We start from the raw sequence: 12584 nt of genomic DNA, 5'->3' as shown, positions 1-12584 counted from the left end.
CAAAATGACCAGGGATATGGGCAATCCGCAAGACGATAAAACGGTGCTCCTGGACCGCCCAGGCTACGAGCGTGGGCAAGACCCACTCACCGATTTTGATACGGTTCCAAAGTTTGAGCAGCTGGAAGAACGAATGATCTATGCCGCAAGGCTGGGGCCGGCAGACTCGTTCAATGTCAGTCTTAATCCATTGGTCGCAGCGGCTTCTACTGTGCTTTCAGATGTGGTGCGGCTAAAGCGCGACAGTACCCCGCAAGACATGCTTGAACTCAATCAACGGCTGTCTTCAAACCTCAAACTATTCGAAGCACGGGCTTTGCGCGATGGCAGTGAGAGCAGCCAGGTAATGGCGGCTCGCTACATACTTTGCACGGTCGTGGATGAGGCTGTGGTGACCACATCCTGGGGGGTTGAAAGTGAGTGGGCGCGTATGAGTTTGCTGAGTACTTTTCACCACGAAACCTTCGGCGGTGAAAAGTTCTTTCAACTGCTTGAGCGTCTTTCGGCAAACCCAGTCAAGCATTTGCCAATGCTGGAGTTGATGTACCTCTGCCTGGCTCTTGGGTTCGAGGGCAAATACCGGGTTATTCCGCGCGGCATGCTCGACCTTGAGGCAATCCGCGACAGCCTTTATCGCCAGATAGGCCAGTTGCGCGGCGATGTACCTCGCCAGCTTTCTCCGCAATGGCAGGGCCTTAACGATAAGGGGCGCGGCTTGGTTCGAATCGTTCCGTGGTGGCTCGTAGTGGCATTCACCGGGGCGTGCTTGTTAGTGATGTATTCCGGCTTCGCCTGGGTCTTGAGCGAACACCGTGAGTCGGTACTGCAACCGTATCAGCCGCCCGACGCGGTCAACGTCGAGTAAAAGCCGAATTACAGGGATGTGTAATGAAAAACTACTTTAAAAAAATAGCCGCCTTCCTGTGTAAGTCATGGGTTTGGACACTGATTTTGGTGGTGTTGGCGGCGATCTTCATTTGGTTCGTGGGGCCTTTATTTTCCTTCGCCGATTACAGCATCTGGGAAAGTACAGATGCACGATTACTGACCATCTGCGGACTGTTTCTGCTGTGGGGGCTGTTGGTCGTATTTCTCAGCTGGCGCAGCAGTGTGCGCATAAAGAAAGTCGAGGACAGTGAGGAAGGGCAGGAGCGTTTACGCCGTGAGGAGGAGACTGAGAGCCAACAGAAAGAAATCAGTCGCCGCTTTAAAGACGCGCTCTATACGCTCAAAAGTACCAGCCTCTACAGGAAGCGCAGCGAGCGCTGGCGCTCCGAGTTGCCTTGGTATGTGTTGATTGGTCCGCAGGGCAGCGGCAAAACCAGTTTGCTGGACTTCTCCGGGCTGGATTTTCCACTGAACAAGATCGAGCGCAAGTTAACCCGTGACACCAAAGGCACACTCAATTGCGACTGGTTCTTTGCTGAACATGGTGTACTGATTGATACCGCTGGCCGATTTCTGACCCAGCCGGATAAACCGACGGATAGCAGCGCCTGGGACACCTTGCTGATGCTGCTGCGTAAGCACAGGCGGAGCAGGCCGCTCAATGGTGTGCTGGTCAATATTCCGATTGATCTGCTGGCCAAGGGCGGCGAGCAGGCGTTGGAGCGGCTGGGTATACAAGTTCGTGCGCGTCTGCAGGAGATCCATCAGCGCCTGCACATTGATGTGCCGGTGTATCTGGTGCTGAGCAAGGCCGACCAACTGCTTGGGTTCAATGAGTTCTTCGATCAGCTGTCTCGCGAAGAGAGCGAACAGGTGTTGGGCGCGACCTTTCGCAAGGATCAGAATGGCACTGACGTAACCATCTTGCGTCAGGAACTCGAAAAGCTCTTACAGCGCCTCAACAGCCAGGTAATTTTGCGCATGCATCAGGAGCGCGACACCGCTCGACGGGGTCGCGTGCTTGATTTTCCGCATCAGCTTGCCGAAATCAGTGAGCGTTTGTGCCTGTTTGTTGACATGGCGTTTACCGGTAATCGCTACCAGCGCAAAACCTTATTGCGCGGTTTCTATCTGACCAGCGCGCCGTACCTGACCGAAACCCTTGATTCTAATGTGGCGGGAATTGGCTCCAATCTCGGGATTGCCAGCAGTGTGCTGCCGACCCTGCATCAGGGCCGCTCTCGCTTCATTCATAATTTGCTCAGCCAGGTAATATTCCCAGAGGCCGTGCTTGCTGGCCTCGACAAGAATGAAAAGCGCCGGATCAATTGGGGGCAGCGCGCAATCTATCTGGGCGCGGCAGCTGCGCTATCGGTGTTCGGCATTGCCTGGGCGACGAGCTTTTCGGCCAACTTTGAGCGTCTGGATGAGGTCAAGAGCATCGCTCAGACCCTCGAAAAGCAGGACCAAATATTATCGCCTGCAGATGGTGTGCGTGCGGCGTTAAAACCGCTCAACAGCAGCTATAACGCCACACAAGTGTTCCCGCCGGATGGTGATGTTGCGCTGCATGAGCGCACGGGGCTGTATCAGGGCGACGCGAGTAATCCGGTGCTGGAGACCGCGTACGAAAACGAGTTGCAACGCGTTCTGTTGCCGCGCATCGCCCGCCTGTTTGAAACGCAAATACACACGCACATGAATGATCGCCAGCAACTGCTGGAAAACCTGCGTGGCTATTTGATGCTCAGTGATACCAAGCGTCGTGACCCGGAGCTGTTGAAACAACAGATCACCAGTCGCTGGTCTGCACTCTATCGCGGCGATGCACAAACCCAGCAGCAACTGAGCGCGCACCTTGATCGTCTGCTTGAGCTGCCGTATAGCTATGCAACGGATAAACCCCTTATTGCGCAGGCAAGGCAAGTGTTGCTCAGCGAGTCGTTTGCCAGTGTGGTTTACAGCATATTGCGCGATGAAGCGGGGAGCTTGCCTGAGTATCGGCTGGGCCAGCATATGGGATCGCAAAGCGGCGTGTTCTCGGGTACGGATTACCTTATCCCCGGCTTCTACACCCAGCAGGGATATAAGCAGTACTTCATCTCCCGGGGCGTCAGCATGGTCAGTGAGATCCTGCGCGATAACTGGGTGCTGGGTAAAAATACCGACATCAGCGGCATGGATTTACGCCAGTTGATGGTTGAGCTTGAGCAGTTGTATTTCAGCGATTATGCCGACTACTGGAGTGAAGCCGTCGGGCGTGTGGAGCTTCACGAAATCACCAATGCGCAGCAAGGCGCTAATCAGCTGGCGAGTCTGACATCCGCCAATTCGCCTCTGTTACTGCTGCTCACGGAGGTGCGCACCAATACCCGCTTCCCGACGCTGCTTGAGTCGGCCGAGGATTTGCCCGAAGCGCCTGATTCTGGTGTGGCGGGTGCTGTGGCGGATGCGGCCAAGGCGGCTAAGTCCAAAGTGGATATCAGTAAGAGTTTGCCGGATGCGGCGAAGAAACTCCTGCAACGCCGCTTTGATCCGTTGCATCAACTACTGACTGATGAAGGCAGCCCCACAGCCGATCTTACCCCCGCACTGCAAGCGGTTAACGATCTGCAATTGCAGATGGCCAACCGGGCGCGCGCGGGGCAGTCTGGACAGGCTTCGTTCGAGTACGCGAAGAGTCGTATTAGCGGTGAGCAGGATGCATTGGGCAATCTGCTCACCGCTTCTGTGCGTCTGCCACAGCCCGTCGGCGGCTGGTTTGCAGGCATCGCGAACCAGACTTGGGGCCTCGCATTGGCGGACGCCTACAGCTACCTCAATCAGCGTTATCAAAGTGAGCTGTACAGCTTTTACAGCAAGGCAATCGCCCGACGTTACCCGTTCTCCGCGGGCAGCCACAGTGATGTGTCGATCAATGACTTCAACATGTTCTTCAAGGATCAGGGCATTGCCCAGCAGTTCTTCGACAACTACATGCGGCCCTTTGTAACCGGCAGTTCGGGCCATTACCGCTTACGCAGCATTGCTGGGCACAGCTTGCCGATGACCGGGGCTTTCCTGAAGCAAATGAGCAACGTGCGTACCATTCGCCAGAGCTTCTTTGCCGAGAATCCTGATCAGGCAGTGGTCAAGTTTGAGCTTGAACCCTACAACCTTGATCCGAGCGTGAGTCGCGCCGAGTTCACCTTTGGCGAGCAGCGCATGGAGTATCGTCACGGCCCGATTGTGACGCAGTCGTTTGTCTGGCCGACAGATGCAGACAATGGCCAGACCAGCCTGGTGCTTGAGCGCCTGGTCGGACGCGCTGTCGGGGTCAAGAAAGACACCGGGCCGTGGTCACTGTTCCGCTTTCTCGACATGATGCAGACCGAGCCGCTGCGCGGGCGCGATGTACTGTTGGTCAAGGCGCGGGTAGACGATGTACATGCCAGCTATCTGCTATCCAGCCAACGCACGCCGAATCCGTTCGATCTGCGTGTGTTGCGCCGGTTTCAGTTGCCGAGCCATCTGTAATGACCGCCGAAGCACCATGGCGCAGTGCGGCAAGGACCGATGCAGGCAAGGTACGCTCGCGTAACGAGGATGCCTTGCTTGAAAACTCGGCGCAGGGCTTGTGGGCTGTTGCCGACGGAATGGGCGGGCACCGGGCCGGGGATGTTGCCAGTCAGTTGATTGTCAGCAGCCTGGCCGATCTGGTGTTTGATGGCAGCTTTGTCAGGCACTTGCGCGATATACGCCAGTGCCTGCATTGGCTCAACCGCAGGCTGGGGCAGGAGCTCACCGTCACCGCAGACCGCAAGAGCAGCATCATGGGCAGCACAGTGGTGACGTTATTGATCGAGGGTAATCATGGCGCCTGCGTCTGGGCCGGAGATAGCCGCTGCTATATGTTGCGCGAACAGCGGTTGTATCAACTCACCCGAGATCACTCGCTGTATGAGGAGTTGATATTCGAGCAGCAAATGAGCGCCGAGCAAGCCCAGCAGCATCCATCCTCGCATGCGCTGACCCGGGCAATCGGTGCCAGCGTGCAGCTCAATCTTGAAGTGCTCGAGTTTGAAGTCTGCCCGGGTGATGTATTTCTGCTTTGCAGCGATGGCCTGTATCAATATCTCGACGCTAACGCTCTGAGTCGTGCGCTCAACATGGACAGCCCCGAAGCTGCCATTGATCGACTGTTCGCCAACGTCCTGCAAAGTGCAGCGCGCGACAACATCAGCGCTGTGGTGGTGCGCCAATGAACGATGAGCAGTCGCTGACGTTTGCCGGTGGCGAGGTGCCGGTCACGTTAGCTGGCGCGGCGGATGCGCCGCGTGACTTGACCTATTTCGGTTTTGTTCCGGCGCACGATCAAGTCCAGCCATCTCAAGCTCAAACCGTTAAAGAGATCCCGCGCGTATTGGCCGGGCGCTACCGCATCGAACGCTTGCTGGGCGTGGGCGGGATGAATTTGGTCTATAAAGCCCGCGACTTGTTGCATGAGCAATACGGCGACCCTGATCCATCTGTCGCCATCAAAATTCTCGGTGAAGAGATTGCCGAGTGCGCAGATGCCAGTGCCTTGCTCTTCAGTGAATTTGCGTTTACCCGTCATCTGCAGCATCCCAACATTGCACGCGTCTACAGCTTCAACATGGAGCCTGAGTGCCAACGTGGGTTTATCACTCAGGAGTTGATGTCGGGCCTGACCCTGGACAAGCTGCTTTGCGAGCGCCCTGATGGATTGCCGTGGTCGGAGTTGCGGGATATCGCGCTGGAACTGCTCGATGCTCTGGCCTACGCGCATGCGCACGGGGTGCTGCACGGCGATATCAAACCGAGCAACGTGATGCTCGATAACTACAGGGTGAAGTTATTCGACTTCGGCTTGGGGCAGTCGTTTGGCGGCGTCCTGCCAGGCTTGGCCCGGCTCAGCCGCGAGCGTTTCAACGCCTGGACGCCTAGCTATGCCGCGCCCGAGCTTTTCGATGGCTTCGGTCTGTCGACGGGTAGCGATATGTTTGCCGTTGCCTGCGTACTCTTCGAGCTGGCCTGCGGCAAGCATCCTTACTTGAGAGTCTCATCTGATCTGGCCAGAGACCTGAACCTCGGGCGCACATTGCGTCGCCCCAGAAAATTACCCCGCCGCTGCTGGCCCGCATTAAAGCGCGCGCTAAGGCTAAACCCTAACTGCCGAACCAGCAATGCACTGCATTTGTATGACGCATTCAATGCCGTACCCGTGAGAGGTGTTTCTGCATCTTTTGGCTAATGCCATGGACGTAACAGTACAAGGGACAGGGAGTCCGCCATGTTCAACCCCAGCAACGAAACCCATTTCAGCGTGCAGATACAAGGCTTGCAGCACGACTTTCAGGTGCTGGGCTTTACTGGCACCGAAGCGATCAGTACGCCGTATCAATTCTCGATAGAGCTGGTCAGTGAAACCCCGGACTTCGATCTTGGGCAACTGTTGCACCGTCAGGTTTTCCTCGCGTTCGATCCGGCCGGTAACGGTATTCACGGCCAGGTTTATCAGGTCTCCCAAGGCGATTCGGGCAAGCGTTTGCACCGTTACGCGATGGTGCTGGTGCCGCACGTGGCGTACTTGCAGCACAGCAGCGATCAGCGGATTTTCCAGAACCTGACGGTCGAGCAAATCATCAGTCAGGTGCTTGAAGCGCACGGCATTCTGGGCACTGCCTATCGCTTCGATCTTGGTCCAACCGTGTATCCCAAGCGCGTGTATTGCGTGCAATACGACGAGACCGATCTGCACTTTATCCAGCGCCTGTGTGAAGAAGAGGGCATTCACTACCACTTCGAACACAGCCCGGACGGGCACCTGATGGTGTTTGCCGATGACCAGACCTTCTTCCGCAAACTCGAAAAGCCCACCCCGTATCAACAAGACAGCGGCATGGTTGCCGATGAGCCGGTGATCAAAAGCTTCGCCTTGCGCATGGAGGCGCGTACCCAGCGCACAACAAGGCGCGACTATAACTTCGAGAAACCTCGCCTGTTGCTTGAAGCCGATGAAAGTCCACTGAATAACGGCGCCGAACCCGATCTTGAGGATTACGCCTATCCAGCCGGCGTCTATGACCGAGACCGCTGCCGACATTTAAGTCAACGCGCCCTTGAGCGCCATCGCGCGGACTATGCGTTGGTCGAAGGGCGCGGCGATGATCCGCAGTTGTGCAGCGGCTACTTCCTGCGCCTTAGCGATCACCCGCGCAGCGAATGGAACGATTTGTGGCTGCTGACCAGCCTCGTGCACGAAGGCAAACAGCCGCAAGTGCTCGAAGAACACATCACCAGCGATACCACCGCAAACGCTGAAGACTTCCATCAGGGCTACCGCAACCGCTTCACTGCCACGCCATGGGATGTGTTCTTTCGCCCCTCGCGCATTCACATGAAGCCCAAAGTGCTGGGCAACCAGACGGCGGTGGTCACCGGGCCGGCGGGTGAAGAGATTCATTGCGACGAATACGGCCGGGTCAAAGTGCAGTTTCACTGGGACCGACTCGGCCAGGGCAATGACAAAAGCAGCTGCTGGCTGCGCCTGTCATCAACCTGGGCCGGTAAACGCTACGGCTCTGTTGTTATCCCGCGCATCGGCATGGAAGTGCTGGTGAGTTTTTTTGAGGGCGACCCCGATCAGCCCATCATCAGCGGTTGCCTGTATCACAAACGCCACAACACGGCCTATGTGCTGCCCGCCAATAAAACCCGCAGCAGCTTCAAAACCCTCAGCTCACCCGGCGGCGGAGGCTTTAACGAGTTACGCATTGAAGACAAAAAAGGCGAAGAGCAAATATTCATTCACGCGGCCCGCGACTGGGACCAGCACATCAAGCACGACCAGAACATCACAGTCGGCAACGAGCGCCACGATGCCGTTACCGCCAACAGCTACAGCGAGTTCAAGGCGCAAGAGCAAATCACCATCGACCTGGCGCGCAAAGTCGAGGCCAAGGCCAGCGACCACCTAAGCGTCAGCCAAACCCAGCACATCAAAGCTGGAACCGCGTTACTCACCCGCGCGGGCCGAGAAGTTCATCTGTACGCCGGTGACAAAGTCGTCGCCGAAGCCGCCATCGAACTCACCGCCAAAGCTGGCGGCAGCTTCCTCAAACTCGACCCGAGCGGCATCAGCATGGTTGGCCCGACTATTCGCATCAATGCCGGAGGCAAACCAGGGAAGGGCTCTGGGATTTATGTGCTGGGGGCTGAGATACCGGGTTTGGCGGATGTGGTAGCCGCAGGCGCGATACTCAACTCGCGAAAAGCAAATGCGCTGCAAGCAGTACCTGCACCGGTTAAAGCCTTGATTGAAGAAGAGGAAGAGGAAGAAGAACTTGAACAAAGGAACATCACCCTACGCGTAGGCGTGTTCTTCGATGGCACCGGTAACAATCGTTCGAACAGCGAGCAAGCCGCAAACTGCCGTGCCCAAGACGTGAACTTGACGGACATGGGAGAGGATATTCAAGCATTTTGTGAAGAGCATGGTTTCGATAGTAAAGGCAATCCGCCAGATGATAGTTATGGTAATGATGTAAGCAATATAGCTAGGTTGTATAAGCTGTATCCTGATGATGTTTCTAACTTTATTAGTGGGAAAGACATAGCATATTTGAGCGTTTACATAGAAGGCATTGGGACGAGTAGTGGGGAGGATGATTCGATATATGCACAAGGAACTGGTCAGGGAGAGCAGGGAGTGTTGGCGCGAGTTGAGCAAGCCCCTGAAGAGATTCTTAGAGGTGTCAGGCAAATTTCTGAATTAAATTCCGATATAAAGATTAATAAAATTATTTTCGACTTGTTTGGGTTTAGTCGCGGAGCTGCTGCTGCGCGACATTTTGCCAATGAGATAGCAAAGGGTCACCATAGTGTGCTTTCTAAAGGCATTCCTTCAGAGATGGCCGTGTTTTCTAGAACTTTCGATTGGGGTGAGAAGGCTAATGTGTCAATTAACTATATTGGTTTGTTTGACACTGTTGCCGCGATTGTGGATCCGTTGGCTGGGGATTTTAGCGGGCATAATAAAATTAATACAGGTGTGAATCTTTATCTTGCGCCAAGAATAGCGTCTAGAATCGTACAGTTAGTTGCCAAAGACGAGTATCGCTATAACTTCTCGCTTAACAGTGCTGGAGCGGCAGATATAGTGTTGCCAGGTGCGCATTCCGACTTAGGAGGAGGATATCTTCCTAACGCTACTGAACGTGTACTGCTGTCTAAGCCACAGCGTAGTTTAGTCAGTCAGCACACACCTATAACAGCAGCGCCTAGCTACCTTTATGCCCAGGAAACCATGGTAGAACTAGAAGATAGATTTCGCCCTTACAAACTTCCTTTGCAAGTGCATGCTTGGGAAGTACAAGCTGAACGATTCGCTAAAGGTGACCGTTTCAAGGGGCGCTATGTATACGCCGCACCGAGTAGCGAGCGTCATGTCAGTAGCGACTTGGCTTTGGTTTACTTTCGAATTATGCGTGAGTTGGCAGTGCAGAATAGAGTCCCATTCAATGAGGTTGATCAAGGCGATCCGACCCTAGTGCTACCAACTGAACTAGAAGCTATTTCAGGAAAGCTCACAGCGTATGCGTTGGGGCAAGCGACTGTATCTAACTTGACTAGTGAGGAAATAGCACTGCTTTATCAGCGTTACATCCACATGTCCGCTAATTGGAATGCAGCTAAAGGGTGGAATAATAGTAGTTTAGATGTGGTGTTCATAAATAGACCGGCAGATAATTACAAAAGAGTGGTGTACAAAAATGAATAGATTTTTTAGGCTTCATAAGCAGTGCTTAGCGTTGTTGATGGCGCTGCTTTTGAGTAGTTGTAATGTGTTAGGCAAGCAATCTATGCCCTACGATGCGTGGCGGTTAGGGTTCTTTGCGCCTGATTATATGGAAGTATGGATCGAGACAGCTGAAGTGGTCGATATTAATGAGCATGTTTTTCGCGGAGCTGGCGGTGGTATTGCTTCAATCATATATCCGAGGCCATTAGCCAAAACGATCCCAGACAGTTTCAATGGAAAACCAAAGGGTTGGCCTGAAAACCCTGGGTGGGGAAAAGGTAAGTATGTAAGGAATGCTGATTTGCCTAAAAAAATCTATGTTCGCTGGCAGTCTATGGTAGAACCACAAACTTATGAGGCTTACATCGAGATCCCAGAATCAACTCGGGAGATGATGCGTAACAGTGTAGAGGTGTTCTGCCGTGCTGATGGCAAAGTAATAACAGATTACCGTGAGGCAATTGTAATTGGCCTTGCTCCAGGTGGCATTGCAAAAACTTGGGTCACCGGTCCATGTCTTAAACCTATTGAAGTATCACGCACGCAAGCCACAGTTGATCCGCGTGGCCCTTACGAAGGTAAGTCCAATGGCCACTACAGGCCGCTTACTGATATATCCAAGGCGTACGTCGAGAAATTTGGCATACCGTACGAGTCATGGTAGTTGGGCGTGGTTATATACGCTGCAAGTGTGAAATTTTCTATTGTCGATTAGCTTTGCTTTTATTGCTTATGATGTTGAGTAGTTGCGCCGCTTTGGGTAATCAGAAAATGCCTTACGATGCTTGGCGGTTAGGATTCATTGCGCCGGATTACATGGAAGTTTGGATCGAGACTGCACAGGTGGTTGATGTAGAAAACTATGTGTTTCTAGGTGTTGGAGGCGGTGTTGCCGCTATGAACTATCCAGATGCATTTGGTAGCGATGTTCCTAAGCTTTTTGAAGGTGACCCAACTGGTTGGCCAAAGCATCCTAGTTGGGGAGCCGGAAAGTATGTGAGAGGTTCTGATTTGCCTAAAAAAATCTATGTTCGTTGGCAGTCTATGGTAGAACCACAAACTTATGAGGCTTACATCGAGATTCCAGAATCAACTCGGGAGATGATGCGTAACAGTGTAGAGGTGTTCTGCCGTGCTGATGGTAAAGTAATAACAGATTACCGTGAGGCAATTGTAATTGGCCTTGCTCCCGGGGGTATTGCAAAAACTTGGGTCACCGGCCCATGCCTTAAACCTATCGAAGTCTCACGCACGCAAGCCACAGTCGATCCGCGCGGCCCTTACGAAGGTAAGTCCAATGGCCATTACAGGCCACTTACTGACATATCCAAGGCGTACGTCGAGAAATTTGGCATACCGTACGAGTCATGGTAGTTGGGCGGGCTTATCGGCACAGCAAGTGTGCGCTTTTCAATTGTCGATTAGCTTTGCTTTCTTTGCTGCTCATGTTGAACGGCTGTGCAGCAATCGATAGACAATCAATGCCTTATGATGCATGGCGTTTAGGGTTCTTTGCTCCGGACTATATGGAGGTATGGGTTGAGACAGCTGAAGTGGTCGATATCAACGAGTATATATATCGCGGAGCAGGTGGCGGTATTGTTTCAGTTCTTTACCCGAGGCCCTTAGACAAGAGAATACCCCTTGAGTTTAAAGGTGATCCTAAAGGTTGGCCTGAAAGACCAGGCTGGGGGGCGGAAAGTATGTGAGAGGTTCTGATTTGCCTAAAAAAATCTATGTTCGCTGGCAGTCGATGGCAGAGCCTCAAACATACGAAGCTTATATCAGTATCCCAGAGTCAGCGCGAGAGTTGATGCGTAATAGTGAAAAGGTATTCTGCCGTGCTGATGGCAAAGTAATAACAGATTACCGTGAGGCAATTGTAATTGGCCTTGCTCCAGGTGGCATTGCAATAACTTGGGTCACCGGTCCATGCCTTAAACCTATTGAAGTATCACGTACTCAAGCCACAGTTGATCCGCGCGGTCCTTACGAAGGTAAGTCCAATGGTCATTACAGGCCGCTCACTGATATATCCAAGGCGTACGTCGAGAAATTTGGCATACCGTACGAGTCATGGTAGTTGGGCGGGCTTTCATGCACAGCAAGTGGGAACTTTTCAATTGTCGATCAGTTTTGCTTTCTTTGCTCCTGGTGTTGAGTGGCTGTGGAGTATTAGATAGACAATCAATGCCATACGATGAATGGCGTGTAGGGTTCTTCGCGCCGGACTATATGGAGGTGTGGATTGAGACTGCTGATGTGGTCGATGTTAACAATCTTGTGTTTCGACGAAGTGGTAGTGGTAGTGTCGGGCTCCGATATCCAAGGGCATTCAATAATGGGGTTCCTCAGGTGTTTAAAGGTAATCCTAAAGGATGGCCTGAAAGGCCTGGGTGGGGGGCAGGTAAGTATGTAGCCGGTGCGGCTTTGCCAGGACTGATCTATGTTCGTTGGCAATCTATGGTGGAGCCGCAAACTTACGAAGCTTATATAAAAATCCCAGCATCAACTCGGGAGATAATGCGTAAAGGCGAAAAAATTTATTGCGCACCCTATGGGAAGTGGATCACGGATTATCGGAAAGCAATTGTAATTGGCCTTGCTCCAGGTGGCATTGCAAAAACTTGGGTCACTGGTCCATGCCTTGAATCTATTGAAGTCTCACGTACACAAGCCACTGTTGATCCGCGCGGCCCTTACGAGGGCAAGTCCAATGGTCATTACAGGCCGCTTACTGACATATCCAAGGCGTACGTCGAGAAATTTGGCATACCGTACGAGTCTTGGTAGCTGGCATCTGCTGTAAATAGGTGTGCTGTTCAACCCTGTGCCAAAGCAATCGGCTTGGTACCTGAAAAAACTGCCCGCTGTACCTTCGAGGTGCAGCGGG

Annotated in this window: 8 protein-coding genes and 1 pseudogene; all 9 read left to right on the top strand. The window is 53.2% G+C overall.

Translation table 11 applies throughout. The features are described 5' to 3' along the window. Positions 1-4 precede the first annotated feature (4 nt). Complete coding sequence (gene icmH / locus PMYSY11_RS16460; protein ID WP_090508996.1) at positions 5-865, top strand: type IVB secretion system protein IcmH/DotU; 861 nt, start codon at positions 5-7, stop codon at positions 863-865. A 23-nt stretch (positions 866-888) separates the two neighbouring features. Beyond that, positions 889-4404, top strand: a complete 3516-nt coding sequence (gene tssM, locus PMYSY11_RS16455; RefSeq protein ID WP_150547459.1) for a type VI secretion system membrane subunit TssM — start codon at positions 889-891, stop codon at positions 4402-4404. Continuing rightward, positions 4404-5132: a PP2C family protein-serine/threonine phosphatase gene (locus PMYSY11_RS16450; RefSeq protein ID WP_150547458.1), complete on the top strand. Its 729-nt coding sequence runs from the start codon at positions 4404-4406 to the stop codon at positions 5130-5132. Before tssM ends, PMYSY11_RS16450 begins: the two co-directional genes overlap by 1 nt. Next, the gene (locus PMYSY11_RS16445) at positions 5129-6142 is read left to right on the top strand and encodes a serine/threonine-protein kinase (protein WP_150547457.1); all 1014 of its coding nucleotides are present in this window, start codon (positions 5129-5131) and stop codon (positions 6140-6142) included. The genes PMYSY11_RS16450 and PMYSY11_RS16445 overlap by 4 nt, the downstream gene beginning before the upstream one ends. Before the next feature lie 39 nt (positions 6143-6181). Beyond that, positions 6182-9670: a type VI secretion system tip protein TssI/VgrG gene (tssI, locus tag PMYSY11_RS16440; protein ID WP_150547456.1), complete on the top strand. Its 3489-nt coding sequence runs from the start codon at positions 6182-6184 to the stop codon at positions 9668-9670. Further along, the gene (locus PMYSY11_RS16435) at positions 9663-10355 is read left to right on the top strand and encodes a DUF2931 family protein (protein ID WP_150547455.1); all 693 of its coding nucleotides are present in this window, start codon (positions 9663-9665) and stop codon (positions 10353-10355) included. Before tssI ends, PMYSY11_RS16435 begins: the two co-directional genes overlap by 8 nt. Before the next feature lie 68 nt (positions 10356-10423). Further along, on the top strand, positions 10424-11065 hold the full coding sequence (locus PMYSY11_RS16430) for a DUF2931 family protein (protein WP_239655606.1): 642 nt from the start codon (positions 10424-10426) through the stop codon (positions 11063-11065). 71 nt (positions 11066-11136) lie between these two features. Beyond that, positions 11137-11774: pseudogene (locus PMYSY11_RS16425) on the top strand (DUF2931 family protein). A gap of 14 nt (positions 11775-11788) precedes the next feature. Further along, a complete protein-coding gene (locus tag PMYSY11_RS16420; protein ID WP_150547453.1) occupies positions 11789-12484 on the top strand; it encodes a DUF2931 family protein in 696 nt (231 codons plus the stop codon). Positions 12485-12584: the final 100 nt, after the last annotated feature.

It is taken from the genome of Pseudomonas marincola, from assembly GCF_900682675.2.
Taxonomy (GTDB): domain Bacteria; phylum Pseudomonadota; class Gammaproteobacteria; order Pseudomonadales; family Pseudomonadaceae; genus Aquipseudomonas; species Aquipseudomonas marincola.
Note: the sequence above shows the minus strand (reverse complement) of the source record. Positions and strands in the feature narration are given on the sequence as shown.

Bases quoted from the DNA above. Each gene is read 5' to 3' on its own strand.
- icmH (WP_090508996.1), top strand. From the start codon at position 5: ATGACCAGGGATATGGGCAATCCGCAAGACGATAAAACGGTGCTCCTG.
- tssM (WP_150547459.1), top strand. From the start codon at position 889: ATGAAAAACTACTTTAAAAAAATAGCCGCCTTCCTGTGTAAGTCATGG.
- PMYSY11_RS16450 (WP_150547458.1), top strand. From the start codon at position 4,404: ATGACCGCCGAAGCACCATGGCGCAGTGCGGCAAGGACCGATGCAGGC.
- PMYSY11_RS16445 (WP_150547457.1), top strand. From the start codon at position 5,129: ATGAACGATGAGCAGTCGCTGACGTTTGCCGGTGGCGAGGTGCCGGTC.
- tssI (WP_150547456.1), top strand. From the start codon at position 6,182: ATGTTCAACCCCAGCAACGAAACCCATTTCAGCGTGCAGATACAAGGC.
- PMYSY11_RS16435 (WP_150547455.1), top strand. From the start codon at position 9,663: ATGAATAGATTTTTTAGGCTTCATAAGCAGTGCTTAGCGTTGTTGATG.
- PMYSY11_RS16430 (WP_239655606.1), top strand. From the start codon at position 10,424: ATGATGTTGAGTAGTTGCGCCGCTTTGGGTAATCAGAAAATGCCTTAC.
- PMYSY11_RS16420 (WP_150547453.1), top strand. From the start codon at position 11,789: ATGCACAGCAAGTGGGAACTTTTCAATTGTCGATCAGTTTTGCTTTCT.